This is a genomic window from Prosthecobacter sp. (assembly GCF_044232965.1).
GTDB lineage: Bacteria > Verrucomicrobiota > Verrucomicrobiia > Verrucomicrobiales > Verrucomicrobiaceae > Prosthecobacter.
The window spans coordinates 15790-32070 of sequence record NZ_JBIIKX010000066.1; the positions used below are offsets into that span (position 1 = coordinate 15790).

General features: G+C 61.8%; 12 protein-coding genes. 4 read left to right on the forward strand and 8 right to left on the reverse strand.

The genetic code is table 11. The features are described 5' to 3' along the window. The first annotated feature begins 1 nt into the window (after position 1). Positions 2-2788, forward strand: coding sequence for a hypothetical protein (locus ACILSI_RS21255; RefSeq protein ID WP_395723927.1), 2787 nt, complete (start codon positions 2-4; stop codon positions 2786-2788). Further along, positions 2785-5415, forward strand: coding sequence for a carboxypeptidase regulatory-like domain-containing protein (locus ACILSI_RS21260; RefSeq protein WP_395723928.1), 2631 nt, complete (start codon positions 2785-2787; stop codon positions 5413-5415). The genes ACILSI_RS21255 and ACILSI_RS21260 overlap by 4 nt, the downstream gene beginning before the upstream one ends. Before the next feature lie 12 nt (positions 5416-5427). Here ACILSI_RS21260 and ACILSI_RS21265 read toward each other — a convergent pair whose 3' ends face one another. The 4 genes from ACILSI_RS21265 to ACILSI_RS21280 form a co-directional block, all read right to left on the reverse strand. Further along, positions 5428-6399, reverse strand: coding sequence for a PmoA family protein (locus ACILSI_RS21265; protein ID WP_395723929.1), 972 nt, complete (start codon positions 6397-6399; stop codon positions 5428-5430). 47 nt (positions 6400-6446) lie between these two features. Further along, complete coding sequence (locus ACILSI_RS21270; RefSeq protein WP_395723930.1) at positions 6447-7238, reverse strand: TatD family hydrolase; 792 nt, start codon at positions 7236-7238, stop codon at positions 6447-6449. Positions 7239-7289: 51 nt separating this feature from the next. Then, the gene (gene dhaL, locus ACILSI_RS21275) at positions 7290-7916 is read right to left on the reverse strand and encodes a dihydroxyacetone kinase subunit DhaL (protein WP_395723931.1); all 627 of its coding nucleotides are present in this window, start codon (positions 7914-7916) and stop codon (positions 7290-7292) included. A 65-nt stretch (positions 7917-7981) separates the two neighbouring features. Next, the gene (locus ACILSI_RS21280; protein WP_395723932.1) at positions 7982-8944 is read right to left on the reverse strand and encodes a 3-hydroxy-5-phosphonooxypentane-2,4-dione thiolase; all 963 of its coding nucleotides are present in this window, start codon (positions 8942-8944) and stop codon (positions 7982-7984) included. A 99-nt stretch (positions 8945-9043) separates the two neighbouring features. Here ACILSI_RS21280 and ACILSI_RS21285 point away from each other — a divergent pair, with 99 nt between their 5' ends. Next, a complete protein-coding gene (locus ACILSI_RS21285; RefSeq protein WP_395723933.1) occupies positions 9044-9874 on the forward strand; it encodes a helix-turn-helix domain-containing protein in 831 nt (276 codons plus the stop codon). 6 nt (positions 9875-9880) lie between these two features. Here ACILSI_RS21285 and rpoN read toward each other — a convergent pair whose 3' ends face one another. From rpoN to ACILSI_RS21300, 3 genes are all read right to left on the reverse strand, one after another. Then, entirely contained in the window at positions 9881-11299 is a 1419-nt protein-coding gene (gene rpoN / locus ACILSI_RS21290) for an RNA polymerase factor sigma-54 (protein ID WP_395723934.1), read from the reverse strand. Between the two features lie 166 nt (positions 11300-11465). Further along, positions 11466-12368 (reverse strand): hypothetical protein, encoded by a 903-nt coding sequence (locus ACILSI_RS21295; RefSeq protein ID WP_395723935.1) that lies wholly within the window; start codon positions 12366-12368, stop codon positions 11466-11468. A gap of 156 nt (positions 12369-12524) precedes the next feature. Next, positions 12525-14489 (reverse strand): phospho-sugar mutase, encoded by a 1965-nt coding sequence (locus ACILSI_RS21300; RefSeq protein ID WP_395723936.1) that lies wholly within the window; start codon positions 14487-14489, stop codon positions 12525-12527. 176 nt (positions 14490-14665) lie between these two features. Here ACILSI_RS21300 and ACILSI_RS21305 point away from each other — a divergent pair, with 176 nt between their 5' ends. After that, on the forward strand, positions 14666-15727 hold the full coding sequence (locus ACILSI_RS21305) for an SPFH domain-containing protein (RefSeq protein ID WP_395723937.1): 1062 nt from the start codon (positions 14666-14668) through the stop codon (positions 15725-15727). 161 nt (positions 15728-15888) lie between these two features. On the opposite strand, the gene ACILSI_RS21310 is transcribed toward ACILSI_RS21305, so the two are convergent. Continuing rightward, the gene (locus ACILSI_RS21310; protein WP_395723938.1) at positions 15889-16047 is read right to left on the reverse strand and encodes a hypothetical protein; all 159 of its coding nucleotides are present in this window, start codon (positions 16045-16047) and stop codon (positions 15889-15891) included. Positions 16048-16281: the final 234 nt, after the last annotated feature.

Consider the following 16281-nt stretch of genomic DNA (forward strand, 5'->3'; position numbering starts at 1 on the left):
CATGCGCGACGGTTCCCCTGATGATGCCTCATCTGATGCCAAGCCACCGTCCCGCTGGGGCAACATCTTGATCGGTCTGGTGCTGGGCGGTGTGATCGGCGCGGGGGCGTTGTATGTCACGAAGGTCGATCCTGCGCTGCTGTCGAAGGGGGCGTCAGTGGCTGCATCGCCATCCTCCGCCATCACGGATGATGAGGAGCCTGAGGCGCCGGTGACACACCAAGGCCTGCCGCGCACCTCTTTGGAAATCGGCACGTTGCCGCCGAACGAGCCGGTGCAGACGATCAAGATCACGCTGGGGGTCGGCACGGACGGCATGGCGCTGAGTGAGCCGGTGGATGTGCATCTGGGGCTGGGCTTTCCGCTGCGGCTTTATCCGCTGGGCGGCACAGACAGGCAGCCATCCTTCGCGGCCTTTCCCCAAGCCACGTCTCTGGATCGCGGGACGAACTCCATCCAGCCGGGACAGATGGCCTCGTTTGAGTTTTCGGTCCAAGGCACGGACGCTGGCCTCGACGAGCTGCGCACCGCCGCGCAATTGCTCGCGGAGGTGAAGTGCGGCGATTTGCAGCGCGTGGGTTTTGCCTCGCAGGGACGCAGCGCGTGGATACTGGCCGGTTATCGCATCGAGGTGAACGGGAAGCTGTTTGCGGCGAATGGAACGGTGGACGCGAACCCGCAGATCAAGCTCATCGAAAGCCGTGAGAAGCTGCAGCAGCTCATGCCTGCGTATCAGGCGCTGCAAAGCCAGACGCAGCTCAAGGACGATGAGAAGACGCGGCTGGCTGAGCTGCATGCGCAGGTGCGTGAGTTCAACGGCATCGTTTCCGGCGCGTCGCCGTGGTTTGTGGAGAGTTCTCCGGCCAAGGTGGCTCCGGGCGCGGTGCGCCAGCTTCGCGTCACTTTGACGAGCGGTGCTGACAAACAGCCCGGCACGCGCAATCCTCTCTACCTCCAGGCCGGGGCGAAGAAATTCCTGCTGACCTCCGAGAATGATCCGCTGCGCGATGCGCCGGACGCGCAGGTGCTGGACATCGCGGGTTTTGACCTGCGGGAGAACTCGGTGAGCCTGGCCTCGCTCAGCCAGCCGGGCATCGGCATCATCGGCAGCGGTGCGAAGGCCGACACCGTGCCGGATCGCGCGAAGCTGGGGCGTGTGCTCATCGAGGCGGACGGCAGCGTGGTCTATGACAGCGACCTGAAGCCGGATGATAAACGTGTGCTGGGGGATCTGTGGCTGGCCCCCGCCGCGCATCTCGACGCAGGCGGCGTGGTGGTGCCAAACGCGCCTGCTCCGAATGTGGTGCCGCTGTGGAAGGCAGGCATGCCCGCGCTGGCCGGTGGCGTGCCGCCGTTGCCTGAGCCGCCGAAGCTCACACCCACGCCGCCTTTGAGTCTGCCGCCGCCGCCTTTGCTGCCGCCGGTGCGCACGATTTTGCCCATCGGACCGCCGCCGCCTGTGGGTACCATTCCGCCCACGGGTTTGCCCCCTGGGCTGCCACCTCCAAATTCGCTCGGCCTGCTGCCGCTGCTGAATGCTCTGGCGAATCTGTTGAATCCGCTGCCACCGCCTGCCGCGCCGCTCATCAGCAATGTGCGCATCGCCCCGACGACGCCGATTGTGTGCAATGGAGACGCGGTGACGGTGAACTGGACGGCGGCGGGCAACACCGCGCAGATCGCCGCGTGGCGCGTGGATTTGTTTGGTGTGCTGCCGCATCTGCCGACGCCGTTGCAGCCCGGGCCGCTGGCGACGATTCTAAACACGCCCGCAGGGCCGATCACACTCTCCGGTGGAAACGCGCGTCTCACTCGGGTGATGCCGGCGATCTCGGCGGCGGGCATTCCAGCGGCGCAACTGCCCTACCTCTATGTGCAGCCGGTGGTCACGGCGTTGAACGCGGCTGGACAGCCGATCACAGCGGCCACAGGCTCGATTTTGCCCTTGTTTCCCACCGGTTCAACGGTCTTCAATGTGGGCATGTGGCGCGGCCCCACATTGCCGCCGCGTTTGCCATCAAACGCGCCAGCGCCGAGTTTCCAAGTCACGCCTGCCGCGCCTGCGGTTCCGTTTAGCTGGGCCGCGATGCGCACGACTGATCCGCAGGCGGCTCAAAACGCCTGGCTGCTCAGCGCGGAGCAGCCCGCGCATTTTGGGCAAATCTTTGCTTCGCATGAAAACACGGCCGGGGTCGGCGGTTTGCTGCAACCGGCCTTCAACACCGCCATCCGTCCCACCAGCGGCGGCAGTGAGCAGATGACCGTGCGCTTCGAGGGTTTTGTTGCAGTTCCGCCCGCGCCCTTCAACACGCTCCGTGCCGTGGCGCACCTCGGTTTTATCGGTGGATCGAATCCGACGACGACTGGTGTGGCTCTGACGCGTGCGGAACTCAGTGTCGGCCCTATTTTGCGCAATCGCGCCGGGAACATCTCACCCGCCAGTCCTTTCCAGCCGCTCGTGACGGTTCAAACCGATGCCGGGCAGTACAACCTCGCGAAGACCGCCGGTGGTGTGACGCAGCCGATGGCGCTTGTCGATATTCCACTGCGCATCACCCGCGCCCGCACGAACAACATGGCCGGTTACGGCCTCAGCACTGTGAATGCCGCCGCTTACACGCCGCCTGCGCCTTTGACTCCGGCGAATCTTGCCGCGCTCAATGGAGTACTCGCCACCGGTCGTGTGTTCGTCACGCTCACTTTCATGACGAAACTCATCACCTCGCCTGATCCCACGGACGCCGTCGGTGTCTTTGGGGTACGGCTCATCCCTGATCCCTCGCTATGAAAACGATCCTTCTTTTTCTCACCCTGCTGATGGGCGGAGCCTCGCTGCACGCCACAGGCGCGGTGCATGGCCGCGTGTATGGCCTGGATGAAACTGGCGCGTGTGTCGGTGTCGTCGCCGGAGCCAGGATCGAGCTCAAAAACGCAGGCGGAGCGGTGGTGGCGAGCACGACGAGCGGGAACGACGGATTTTACTCGATCAGCGGCCTGAGTGCCGCGCCGTATCGCTACACGGTCAAAGCGCCGGGCTGGCGAGATGAGAATCACGAGCGCGGCTTCGCGCTGCCGGAGGGCGACACCGACTATGTGCATGATTTTCTCCTCATGCTGGAAAGCGGGCCTGAAACCGGCTCGCCACCGTCCATGGCAGGACAAACGGGCCAGTCCGCCGTGCATGGCCGTGTTTATGGTCAGGATGAAACCGGGCGGCTTATCGGACCGCTGCCGGGGGCGCGGATCGAGCTGCTGTCTGGCCAAGGCGGCAGCGTGGTGGCGAGTGCGACGGCGGCCACGCCCAGCGGCTACTACGAGATCAAAAACCTTGCTTCAGCCGATTACGCCTATCGCGTGAGCGCGGCAGGATTCGTGACGGAGGACGCGGGGCGTGGTTTCGCCGTGCCGAAGGACTCGCTCGAATACGTCCACGACTTCATCCTCACGAAACCGCCGCTCAAAAAAGACCGCTGTGATCTGGCGGTGCTCGTCGTGAAGCTCATCAGCAGCGGCAAGGACAAGGCCAATGACGCGCGGCTGCCGGTAGCGAACGCAAAACTCATTCTCCAGCCCTCGGGGAACCTGCCGGTGCCGCTGAACCAGCCCTTTGTGACCGATGCGAAAGGCGAGTGTGTCGCGCCGATGATCGGGGAAGGGGACTACACCGTCGCCATCGACGCGCCGGAGTGCGAGCCGTTCACCGGGATGCTCAAAGTCATGTGTGACAAGGACGACCAAGTCATTTTTGAGCTTCAGCCCTGCAACGAACTGCTGCACGGCTATGTGCGCGTCATGCTGACAAACGGCTGGGGCGGCACGCCGCAGGCCAAGGCCGCGTGCGAACTTGCCTACCAGCGGGCCTTGAAGGCGGACGCCGGAGATTGCAGCGCCAATTACGCATGTGCGCTCGCCCAGCTCAGCGCCGGTGATTACAACGTGGCGCTTCAGAGTCTGGCCGCGGCGATTGGCAAAAAACAGGACGGCCCCGTGTGGGATCGTGCCTGCGAGGCGCGGCTGTGGATGAATCTCTGCATGCACCAGCCCGCGCAGGCTCTGCGGGAGGTGCGCTCGCTGGTGCAGAATCATTACGCCACGCGGCCTGTCACTCCGGCGGCGCAGAACACCGCGCGTGTGTGCGGCATCGCGCTCGGCTTGTTCAAAGGACCGTGGAAAGATCAAATCAGCGCCGGTGACGCGGTGCTGTTGGAGAGCGAGCTGCTCAGTGCCCTCAAAGGCGAGCTGAGAGCCGAGTGCGCGAAGGCGCGAGACCATGTGAGCACCGAGCACGCCACGCTGAAGTCCGCCGAAGACGCGGCGCGCAACAAACTGATCACCGAGGTCACGGAAAAACGAAATGCCGAGGTCGCCCGCATGGCGGAGCGCCAGGGTGTGATCAGCAAGGAAGTGGCCGTGTGCGATGCTGAAATCCAGACGCTTCAGGCCACGGTGAACCAGTTTGACCAGCAGTACCGTGTGCAGGTGGCCGGATTCATGCAGCAGCAGCAGATGAACGCGGTGCAGATCCAGCCGCTCAACGCGCGCATGCAGCAGATCACCGCCTGCATGGCTCAGGATCAGGTCAACGCGTCCCAGAACCCCACTCAGGCCGTCACCATCTTTGCGGAAATCCAGCAGCATCAGGTCGAGATTCAGCAGATCCGTCAGCAGATGACGGTCATCCAAAACCAGGACGCCGTGATGGCCGCGAACATCGCGAACCTGCAGGCGCAGTTCCAGCGCAGCGCCGGAACGGCGCAGGCCAGCCTGAACGCGAAACTCCAGGTGCGTGCTGTGCTGGCGCGTGAGTTTGAAACGCTCGAAAACCAGCGCACCGGCCCGTTTGACCCCACCTCCTTCTCCACACCGGAAATCGACGATCTGGTGCGGCGCTGCAACTCGCTGACGACTTACAGCATCCTGCCGCTGGAGCTGCGCCGTGAGGAATTGATCGCTCAATTCGACTGCGGAGCCGCCAAGGACCCGAAACGCCTCGTCAGCACAGCAAAGCCTGTCCAAATCATCGAGCCAGCCTTCGCCGCGAAACGTCCGGTGGCGAATGCGCCGATGCCGTCATCCACCGCACCACGGGCGATGCCCGTTCCTGAAAATGCGGGCATGCCGCCGCTGAAACCGCTGCCTGCGGCGGCCACCGCCGTCAAACCACCGCCCAGTCTCGGTGATCCGGCGGAGATCGTCCTCACCAACAACCACGACGGCGCGGTGCGCGTCTTTGGCATCAATGTCGGCTCGGAGCGCGAGAGCTTCATGCGCTCGCTGAAATCTGGCGAGGAGGTGATGCTGCCAGCCACCATCGGCCAGACCCTCATCATCCGCGCCACCACTGGCGGCCAGGAGCTGCACCGCCAGAAGGTGGGCAAGAAGCTGGAGGTCGTGAAACTCGGCGCGGCCCGTTAGGGCGCGGAGGCCTTAGCGTGTCTCTTTCGCGTAGGCTTCATAGGCCTCGGCGATCTTCCCGGCTTTTTCGTCGCCTTTATGGAAGATGAAGCGGTGGCGGAGTTTGATGCGCTCGCCTTCCTTCAATTCCAGCGCGCCGCTTTCAGTTTGGAGCTTGAGCTGGGAGAGACCGAAGGGATTGGCGGTGAACAGGCCGTAGGTGCGGGCATGCCATGGGGTGGGGTGACGGAAGCTGCTGGGATGATTCAACATGGCGATGCCAAGGTGCTCGCCTTCGACCGGACCGTGGAAATCACACCACTTGGCGCGTTTGCCCCAGCTATCGGCATCCTGGTGGCCTTCGCTGTTGATGATCTTGCCGCCTTGCTTGGCATCGACCGACATGCTGTGCGGCACGCGGATGCTCAGGCCGGCGTCTTTTTTATCATCCACCGTCACCGTGCCTTGGGAGGCGATCAGATCGATGTCCACGTCGATCGTGCGGGTTTCACCATCCGCATGGAAGGTCAGAGAGCGCTCTTCGGTGATGATGACCTTGCCTTCTGGATCGACGTAATCGGACAAGGCATAGATCACACCGCTCTTGCCACCGGTCAGTTCCTTGAACTCACGGTGTTTGATGGCACCGAGGTGTTTCAGACGCTCACTTGTTTTGGGATTCTTGCCAAAGCTCGCCGCTTCTGCCCAGGTGTCGTAACCACCGATGCTTTCATGGCCGAAATTCAGGCCGCGATGATGCGGATGGTCTTGTTTCTCGCCTTCCACGTTTTTCATCGGATACGAGCGTGTCATGGATTTGCCTGTGGGGCCATAAATCGGCCAGAGGTAGGGCTTGTTGGCCTGATCGACGACGTATTCGGCAAAGACCTGGCCATCGACCTTCACGACAGCTCCTCCGGTGGCGGTTTTTTCGACGGTGAACTCAGCAGCGCAGGCCAGCGAGGCTGCGAATATGGAAGAGGCGAGGAGGGCGGTCAATTTCATGGTGGTGGCAGAGAACGTGGGTGAGTCTGAAATGCTTTCGGCGGAGATCAATCCCAGCCACGGAAGAATGCGAGCGCGTTGCGTGTCGTGTCCGTCGCCACCTGCTCCACCGTTTCTCCGCGCAGTGTGGCGATGGCACGCGCCGTGTCCGCGACATAGGCTGGCTCGCAGCGTTTGCCGCGATGCGGCACGGGCGCGAGGTAGGGCGCGTCGGTTTCGATCATGTAGCCTTCCGCTGGCACCAAACGAGCTGTTTCGGCGATGACCCCGGCATTCTTGAAACTGACGATGCCGGTGAAGGAAATCAGATGGCCGAGCTTCAGCAGCGGCAACGCCTGCTCCATCGTGCCGGTGAAGCAGTGAAACACGCCGCGCAGTCGGTCGCTGAATGGTAGCACGAGCGCGGTTAGATCGTCCCAACTTTCGCGATTGTGCAGAATGACGTTCAGCTTCAATTCAACCGCGAGTTCAAGCTGCGCGGTGAGCACTTTGGCCTGATGCGTTTTCCAATCATCGAGCGTAAAGCCCTCCGGCGGCGCATGGAAGTAATCAAGGCCGATCTCGCCGATGGCGCAGACCTTTGGATGCCTCGCGAGATCACGCAGTTCGTCGATCCAGCTTACTCCACTCACTGAATTGGCATCGCAGGGATGAATGCCGGCCGCGACGCGCACATCCGGCTCGTGTTCGGCGAGGGCGAGCAGCTTGCGGGCGTTTTCGAGGTCCGTGGCCGGTGCGACCATGCGCGTGATGCCTGCGGCGCGGGCGCGTTCCAGCACGGCAGGCAGATCGTTGTCGAACTGCCGGCTGCCGAGGTGCGTGTGGGTGTCAAAAAACATGCCCGGCGCATTCGCATGCGGCGTTCAAGTGTCAAGCGCTCCGCTCACGAGCTAAACGTTCGCGAAGTCGCGCATGGTGTTCAGCATGATGACCACGGAGCAGGCTCCAGCGTCTGGGAAGCCGAGGCAGGCTTCGCCGAGCGTTTTGGCGCGGCCAAACTGGGCAATCATGGCCTTGCTGGCTTCTTTCCCTGCTTCAGCGGCGGCTGCGACGGCGGTCAATGCGGCCGGAAGCGGCAGCGTGACGGATTCGCGAGCTTTCGCTGCAGCGGGGGCCACGGCGTCGATCATTGTTTTGTCGCCGGGCTTGGCACCACCGCGTTTCATGACGCCTTCGAGCGCGGCTTCGAGAAGAAGGGCGATACCCTCGGCGTCGAAGGCTGCGCGTCCCGCGAGGGCTTTGCCTCCGGCGCGGAAAACGGTGCCAAAGAGGGCTCCTGAGGCGCCGCCCATGCTCGTCATCATGGCCGTGCCGGTGGTGACGAAGGCCTGCTCGATGCTGGAAGGCTCCATCGGCTCAAGCTGGGCTTTCACGGCCTCCATGCCGCGTTTCATGCCGAGGCCGTGGTCGCCGTCACCGAGATCGCGGTCGGCTTGGGAGAGCATGGGTTCGGCTTCGATGATGGCGTCGGCGACTCGCAGCATCATGAGGCGGACTTGGTTGGGAGAGAGTTCCATGGCGGTTGGCAGGAGAGATGGATAAAGGGGGATCAGGATGATCCCCCCTCCTTGGATTGGATGATTTACTTCACGCCGGAAGCCTTCAGGTCGTTGTATTTCGCGAAGCCCTGCTCGGCGGTCAGGCCGCCGTGGACCACGCCTTGGACGGCCTGCATCATGGCGATGGGGGCGTCAGACTGGAAGATGTTGCGGCCCATATCGACGCCGCTGGCTCCTTGCGCGATGGCGTTGGCGCACATCTGAAGGGCGTCGAGTTCTGGCAGCTTCTTGCCTCCGGCGATCACGATCGGCACCGGGCAGCAGCTCGTCACCGTGTCGAACTCCGTGTCGGTGTAGTAGCACTTCACCACGTTCGCGCCGAGTTCGGCCATGATGCGAGTCGCCAAACGGAAATACTGCGGCGTGCGGGCCATCGCACGACCCACGGCGGTCACGCCCATGACGGCGATGCCGTAGCGGCTGGCCGCATCGACGAGATCGGTGAGGTTCTTCAAAGACTGACGCTCGTAAGCGCTGCCGATGAAGACCTGCACGGCAAGCACGGCGGCGTTGAGGCGGATGGCTTCCTCGATGTTGAGTGCAGTGGACTCGTTGGAGAGGGGTTCAAAGCCGGGGCGGCCGAATTTGGCCTTCTTGCCGTCGATTTCGCCTTCCCATTCTTCCATCGGGCTGATCATCGAGGTGCCACCGGAGGCACGCAGCGCGATGGCTTTGGTGGTGGAGGCTGGAATCACGGAACGCTGGATGCCGCGGGTGAGCATGAGGCAGTCGGCATACGGCGCGAGGGGCAGGATCGTCTGATCGACGCGCTCCAGGCCGGTGGTCGGGCCTTGGAAGTAGCCGTGGTCAAAGGCGAGCATGACAGTGCGGCCGTCTTTCGGGTTAAAGACCTTGCTGAGGCGGTTTTTGAGGCCCCAGTCGTATTGGTGGCAGCCCTTGAGGAAGAAGCCTGGGGCTTCCTGGGGGATGTGGGTGAAGAATTCCTTTTCCTTCTTGTCTGCTGCGCTGGTTTGGATGTCGGCCATGATCGTGGGTGGGTTGGAATTGAGTTTTGACCCATAATCAGCCGCGTCTTGCCATCCATGCCTGCTTCGGCCAGAGTTGTGTCTGATTTTGCAATGACCATGAAACCCGAGACCTCGATCCTCAGCCTTGTTCCGTCCGGTTCCGCGCATCGGGTGCATGGCAACCGCTCCGTGGCGCTGCCGGGCGTCATGGTGGACATCCTGACCACGCGCAAAATCGAACTGCAGCAGTGGGAACTGCGGCGGCTGAACGATCCTTACTGGCGGCTCTACTGGCCGATGAACGAGGGAGGCATCGTGGAAATCGATGGAACTAGGACGCTTTTGAAAACGGGTCATGTGTATCTGATCCCGCCACATACAACGTTCAGCACCACCACCAGCCGTCCTTTTACCAAGTGGTACGCGCATTTCAACCTGGGACCGGCGGCGGATCGTGCCGCGCCGGGCATTCACCGTTTTTCCACCACCGCGCACATGCGCAGCCTGCTCAAGAGTCTGGTTCGTCTGGGCAAACGGCAGGAGGAGGTGCGCTTTCCGTGGAGCGCGATCCAACTCGTCACCGAGGCGGTGCAATGCCTGCCCGAGAGTGTCTGGGAAAAGCAACGGCTCGACGCACGGGTGCAGAAGGCGATGGATTTCATGCACCAGCATCTGGGGCTGAAGCTCAGCGCCGAACAGATCGCCCGGCATGCCGGGCTGAGTGTGCGAAATCTGAATCATCTGTTTCAACAAGAGCTGCAGCAGCCGCCCATGCGCGTGCTGTTGGATTATCGCCTCGATGAAGCGTGCCGTCTGCTGCGTCACACGGAGGAAAGCATTGAGGCCATCGCGGAGCAGTGTGGTCTGGTGAACCGCCACTACTTCAGCCGCATGCTGCGTCAGTATCGAAGCACTTCGCCGGCGGCGTATCGCGAGGAGAGTCTTTGATCTCGTTTAGGAGAACGATTTGCGCAGGTGGCTGGGCAGGATGCCGAGCGCCTCGCGGTACTTCGCGACGGTGCGACGCGCGACCTTGATGCCCTGCTTGTCGAGCAGCTTGGCGAGCTTGTCGTCGCTGAGCGGCTTGTGCTTGCCCTCGGTCTTGATGAGGTCGGCGATGGCGTTTTTGACGCTGGTGTTGCTCAAATCGTCTCCCGATTCGGTCTTCACACCGTGGGAGAAGAAGAACTTCATGTCGAACACGCCGTGCGGTGTGGCGATGTACTTTCCAGCGATGGCGCGGCTGACGGTGGTCTCGTGAACGCCAACCTCGTCGGCCACGGTGGCCATGTTCAGCGGGCGCAGGAAGCTGGTGCCCTTCTCCAAGAACTCACGCTGATACTTGAGGATCTGCGTGGCGATGCGGTGGATCGTCTGCTGGCGCTGGTGGATGGAGCGGATGAGGAATTTGCCGCTGCGGATCTTGTCTCGCACATAATTGCGTACCTCACCGTTGTTGCCGGGCTGGGCGAGAAGATCCTTGTAGGTGTTGCTGATGCGCAGGTGCGGCAGGTCGTCATTGGTCATGACAGCCACCCATTCACCGCCCTGGCGCTCGACAACGACATCGGGTGTGACGTAGTTGTTGCTGGAGATTGCAAATCGCTGCGCGGGCCGCGGATCGAGCGTGCTGATGAAGTCTGCGGCGCGGGAGATCTGCTCCAGCGGCACACCAAGTTTGCGCGCAAGGATGGGGTAACGCTTGTTGGCGAGGTCGTCGATGTATTGATCGACCAACCGCCAGGCGAGGCTTTGTTTTTTTCCCAGACGCTCAAGCTGGACGAGCAGGCACTCGCGCAAATCCTCGGAACCGACACCGACGGGATCAAAGCTCTGGAGCATCCGTTTCGCCGAGCTCAATTGGTCGATGGGAATGGCGTGCTGAAGGCTGAGGTCGTCGATCTTGGTATTGAGGAAGCCACGGTCGTCGAGATTGCCGATGAGAAACTCGATGTGCGGAGCCAGCGTGGCCTTGGCATCGGAAGTGTGGAGCTGGGAGAGCAGATGCTCCTGCAGCGTGGTGGGTGCCACGATGGAGTCCATGAGGAACTGCCAGCGCTCTTGGTCATCACTGCGACGTGTGGCCGTCTGCTGGCGGCTTTGCTGCCAGTACTCTCGCCATTCATCGTCCATCCGCGTGAGGGCGTCGATTTCGGTGTCATCCACGCTGCGATCGTCAGGATCGTTGGGAATGGCGTCTTCGATCGAATTTTCTGGCGGCTCCAGCTCCAGGACGGGGTTGATCTCCACCTCCTGCTGAATGATCTGGCGCAGTTCCAAAGTCGGGGCCTGCAGGATTTGCAGGCTTTGCTGCATCTGCGGCCCGATGGCGAGCTTCTGCGTCTGAATCTGGTGGAGTCCCTGGTCGGCCATGAATGGTTGTAAGGCAGCGAAGCGCGGCCTTGAACCTTAATCAAGCAAACATCAGGCCAGCGGCGGATTTCTTTTCAAATTCTGAAAAAGAGCTGCTACTGGCATGAAATACAAAGCCCCGGCGAGAGCCGGGGCTTTGGTGGGCAGAGTTGACTGGTCGTGTGATTCAAGGCACCTCGAAGACCTTCTGTGTGGTCGGATCGAGCGCCAGGGAGCCGCTTTCCAGACCGGTGATGTCCAGTTCCTTGTAAGGCGGGTAGGGGCTGATGACGCGTCCGGGCTTGGCGGTTTTGCGGCCTTTCAGGAAGGAACTGCTGTTGGTAGCGGTGGTGTCAGGGAACTGCTCACGCGGCGTGGTTTCTGAGCGTCGCGTGGTCACAGGAGGCGGCGCTGGTTCAGGCGGCTTGGGAGCCGGGGGAAGAGTTTGCGGCTTGCTCGTAGATTTGGGGGTGGTCTTCGGCGGTGTCTGGCTCACCTTCGGTGGTGAATAGGTGCGCGTGGTGGGAGCCGGGACCGGGGTTTTAAGCTGTGGCGCTGGCAGTTGCGAACGTGCCGTTGGCTGGGTGGACTGCGGCGGGTAGCTGTAGCGAGGCTGGGCCTGGCTTTGTTGTTGCGGATACTGGTAGCCGGGCTGCGTCTGATAGCCAGGCTGAGGCTGCTGCGGATAGCTTGGGGCGGCTTGCTGGCGTGGCGCGGATTCGAGGCTGTAACCGCCGTTTGGGCCATAAGCAGGCGGAGGATTGTCCCAACCCGTCGGATTCTGTCCGTAGAATATGCGGCGCACGACCTCGCTCATGCGCTTGCCGAATTTGGGCAGGAACTCGATGGGATTCTCATACTGCTTCTGCGGCTGCTGTGGGTAGCCGTAAGCGGGAGCGCCATAACCGGGAGCTGGCTGCTGATAATTCGGCGGCGGCTGGCTGTATTGCGGCTGCGCGTAGCCATTCGGCTGTTGCGGATAATAGCGCTGCTGGTTTTGAGCCATGGCGGTCGAGGCGATGGCAAGCGCGGTGCAAAAACTCAGCCGAGGGCTGATGTACAACCCCGCACGAGTGGTTCGATTTTTCATAATGCTTAATAGTTCTTAAATTTCTGGCTTCTTCAAGCGGCATTTTCCGCCATCCAGGCCGGAGATCGTTGCGGGCAGATAGACGAATGCGGCTGAACTTTGTTCAGCCGCATTGTCGATGCCGTGGTGGATTGTATTGGCAAGGCCAGCCGTTAATCACGCCAGACGCGCGTCGATGTCCTTCTCCAGCCAGGTCCACAGGCTGTCCAATCCCGCGCTGACTTTCGCCTTCGCGGCGGCGAGTTCATCCGCGCTGAGTTTCTGGCCTGCGGCGGGGACGCTGCGGCCGAACATGTAGTATTTGATCTTCGGCTCGGTGCCGGAAGGGCGCACAGCGAAGCTGCGACCGTCGGCGAGATCGACGAAGAGCATTTTTTCCTTCGAGACGATGTCGCCTTCCTCGTCCTTGATCTCGTCCTTGCGGAAATCACGCACGTTGATGACGGCGGAGCCATCAACCTCTTTCGGCGGGTTGGAGCCGTAACTGTCGGCGAGTTTGGTGATCTGCGCGGCACCGCTGGCTCCTTCGAAGACCTTGCTCTGGTTCACTTCGAGGAAGTAACCGATCTCCGCATACACTTCATCCAGCAGCCCGACGACCGTGAGGCCACGGCTGGCGGCGTAGGCGGCGAGTTCGGCGAACATGACCACCGCGCCGTTGCCGTCTTTGTCGCGGCTGAAGTCATCACCCATGTAGCCGTAGCTTTCCTCACCACCGAAGACGAGGAACTTGCTGTGCTTGAGACGTGCGGCGCGGCTGTCAGCGGCGTTGAGGTCGCGGTAGCGGTTCAGGATGTCGTTGGGCAGCGCGGCCTCGTATTTGGAAAGCTTGGCGCTGATCCATTTGAAACCGGTGAGCGTGTTTACGCAGCCGATGCCAAATTTTGCGGCGATGGCGTCTTGCAGCGGGCTGGTGACATAGGTTTTGAGGAAGACGGCGTTTTTCTTGTTCGCGTCGTTCAGGATGCCGAGATCAAGCATCGTCTTGAGGCGATACCAGCCCATCAACGAGCCGACTTGGTTGCCAGTGAGCAGCACCATCTCGCCCTTGGCATCACGCACGCCCACGCCCATGCGGTCGCAGTCAGGATCCGTGCCGATGACGATGTCCGCGCCTTCTTTGTTGGCGAGATCGACCGCCATCTTCAAAGCGGGCGCGTTTTCCGGATTCGGCGACTTCACGGTGGGGAAACGGCCATCCTGCACATCCTGCTCAGGCACGGTGAGGAAGTTGAAGCCGAGTTTTTTCAGCAGCACGGGCACCAGCACGCCGCCCGCGCCATGCAGCGCGGTGAAGACGATCTTGAGCTTCTTCGCCTCTTCCTTTTGCAGCAGTTCGGGCTGCAGCATCATCGTTTCGACACGGGCGAGATACTTCTGATCCATGTCGTTGCCAAGCATGGTGAGCTTGCCGCGCTGCGCCTCGGGCAGGGCAACGTATTCCTCGCCCTTGATGGCGTTCACTTCCTTGATGATGCCGGTGGCGTGCGGCTCCACGATGCCCGCGCCGTCGTTGAAATTGACTTTGTAGCCGTTGTCATGCGCCGGGTTGTGCGAGGCGGTGAGCATCACGCCCGCGTCCGCACGGAGCTGGCGCACAGCGAAGGACATTTCGGGCGTGGCGCGGCAGCCGTCGAAGAGATACACGTTCGCGCCATGATCCGTGGCGATCTTCGCGCAGAACTTCGCAAATTCGGCCGAGAAGTGGCGCGTGTCATGCGAAAACACGATGCTCGGCTTGCCACTGAGCTTCGCATTCTCCCGGTAATTTTTGATGTAGGTCACGAGTCCGCGGGTGGCGCGGCTCACGTTGTAAAAGTTCATCGCGTTCGTGCCCACGCAGGGATGCTCCGGCCGCTGGTCCTCAGCCGCGCCACCGCGCTCGGATTTTGTGACCACCTTGCCAATCGTGCGACCACGCAGGCCACCGGTGCCAAATTTCAGCGCCTGGAAGAAGCGGTCGTTCAATTCCGCCCACTGGCCTGCGGTGGCGAGTTCCTCAATGCTGGCGCGGTAGAGCGGATTGTCGCTGGCGGCGAGCAGGGCGCGGATGTTGTCGTGGCTGGCGGCGAGGAGATCGCCGGAAGATGCGGCGGCTTGGAGTTGGTCGGCGAGTGACATGGCTCTTTGATGTTAGCCAGCACAAGGAGGAATCAAACGCCAATGCAGCCCGTGTGACGGTGAAATGTTTTACAAAGCCGCTTCGAGAATTGCACTCGCCAAAGAGAAAGGCTTTCTCTACACTCCGCCCGCATCGAAAAAAACAACCTCTCAAACCACTCAACGCACTCACGACTATGGGCCTCATGGATTACCTCAAGGGACAGTTTCTGGAAATCATCCAGTGGACGGACGATTCGCGCGACACGCTCTCCTGGCGCTTTCCAGACGAGGACAAGGAAATCAAGCGCGGAGCCCAGCTCATCGTGCGCGAGTCGCAGGTGGCGCAGTTTGTCTATCTCGGCCAGTTCGGCGACACTTTTGGTCCCGGCAAGCACACGCTGACCACGGACAACATCCCCATCCTCTCCACGCTCAAAGGCTGGAAGTACGGCTTCGAGTCCCCCTTCAAGGCGGACGTTTATTATGTCACCACCCGCCTCTTCACCGGCAACAAATGGGGCACCAGCAACCCCATCATGCTGCGCGACCAGGATTTCGGCATCGTGCGTGTGCGCGCTTTCGGCACCTTCGATTTCAAAATCAGCGACCCGAAGTTGTTCTTGAAAGAAGTCGCCGGTTCCGATCATCATTTCCGTCTTGATGAGTTCGCCGACACCATGCGCAGCCGCATCATAAGCGTGTTCACCGACGCGCTTGCCACCGCCAAGGTTCCCGTGCTCGATCTCGCCACCCGCTACTCCGAGCTGGGCGATGCGTTGCTGCCGATCATCAATCCCATCACCCAGGGCAAGTACGGCATCGAAATCAGCAGCTTCGTGCTCGAAAACGCCAGCGTGCCGCCGGAAGTCGAGGCCGCCATCGACAAGCGCAGCAGCATGAGCGCTGTCGGCAACCTCAACGACTATGTGAAGTTCCAGATGGCCGAAGGCATGGCCAAGGGCGGCGGCGGACCCGCCGGAGCCGCGGCGGAGATCGCGATGGGCTTTGGCATGGCGCAAAACATGATGGCGCAGGGCGTCTTCAATCCGAACCAGCCAGCCGCCGCCACACCTCCCCCGCTTCCCACCGCGGCTCCCGCAGCCGATGTTCTGACTCCCGCCCAGGTGGCGCAAACTCTCGGCGTGACCGAGGCCGACGTCATCTCCAGCATCGAGACCGGTGATCTCAAGGGCAAGAAGATCGGCACGCAGTACCGCATCACCAAAGCCGCGCTGGACCAGTTCCTGGCGCAGTGATGGGACGAGCTTGAGCGCGAAGCAAAGCGGCCCTTTCGCTTCGCGCCCTGAAGCCGACGTGCCAACCTGGCCGCTGTTGCCCATCACCCTGCCTGCCTCACGTCTTCGAGGTAGGGCAGCTGGTCCCCAGCCGCCGCTGCGGCGCGTTGGGACAACGCGCCCTACCTCCGCAGCGCATTGATCAGCTCATCGAGCTTGTTCACAATCTGCTGTACCTCGGCCTGCGTCGGCGGATCGCTCACCGCCAGCCCTAGCAAGGCCACGCCGTTGCTGTTGCTGCTGGTTCCGGCGCTGGCGGCGCTGAGCGCGGCATTCGTCACCTCCCCCGGCGGCCCTTGCGGGCCTGGGGCACCCGCCGGCCCTTCATTGAGCTTGTGCCGAAAAGGCGGACACGAAAACCAACCTGAACTAGGAACCGTGTCCCATGAACCCGGATTATGCAATGGAGTAGGCGAAGGGTGGTGGCCGGGCCTCGATTTGGCGGAAGATCGCGTCCATCCAGGGGCGCTTTTTCTGAGGCAGCGAGAGCTTGAGCACCCGTTTGCGTGCGTGCT

What these genes read in the sequence shown, in the direction of transcription:
- ACILSI_RS21255 (WP_395723927.1), top strand. Translation starts at nt 2, where the DNA reads ATGCGCGACGGTTCCCCTGATGATGCCTCATCTGATGCCAAGCCACCG.
- ACILSI_RS21260 (WP_395723928.1), top strand. Translation starts at nt 2,785, where the DNA reads ATGAAAACGATCCTTCTTTTTCTCACCCTGCTGATGGGCGGAGCCTCG.
- ACILSI_RS21265 (WP_395723929.1), bottom strand. Translation starts at nt 6,399, where the DNA reads ATGAAATTGACCGCCCTCCTCGCCTCTTCCATATTCGCAGCCTCGCTG.
- ACILSI_RS21270 (WP_395723930.1), bottom strand. Translation starts at nt 7,238, where the DNA reads ATGTTTTTTGACACCCACACGCACCTCGGCAGCCGGCAGTTCGACAAC.
- dhaL (WP_395723931.1), bottom strand. Translation starts at nt 7,916, where the DNA reads ATGGAACTCTCTCCCAACCAAGTCCGCCTCATGATGCTGCGAGTCGCC.
- ACILSI_RS21280 (WP_395723932.1), bottom strand. Translation starts at nt 8,944, where the DNA reads ATGGCCGACATCCAAACCAGCGCAGCAGACAAGAAGGAAAAGGAATTC.
- ACILSI_RS21285 (WP_395723933.1), top strand. Translation starts at nt 9,044, where the DNA reads ATGAAACCCGAGACCTCGATCCTCAGCCTTGTTCCGTCCGGTTCCGCG.
- rpoN (WP_395723934.1), bottom strand. Translation starts at nt 11,299, where the DNA reads ATGGCCGACCAGGGACTCCACCAGATTCAGACGCAGAAGCTCGCCATC.
- ACILSI_RS21295 (WP_395723935.1), bottom strand. Translation starts at nt 12,368, where the DNA reads ATGAAAAATCGAACCACTCGTGCGGGGTTGTACATCAGCCCTCGGCTG.
- ACILSI_RS21300 (WP_395723936.1), bottom strand. Translation starts at nt 14,489, where the DNA reads ATGTCACTCGCCGACCAACTCCAAGCCGCCGCATCTTCCGGCGATCTC.
- ACILSI_RS21305 (WP_395723937.1), top strand. Translation starts at nt 14,666, where the DNA reads ATGGGCCTCATGGATTACCTCAAGGGACAGTTTCTGGAAATCATCCAG.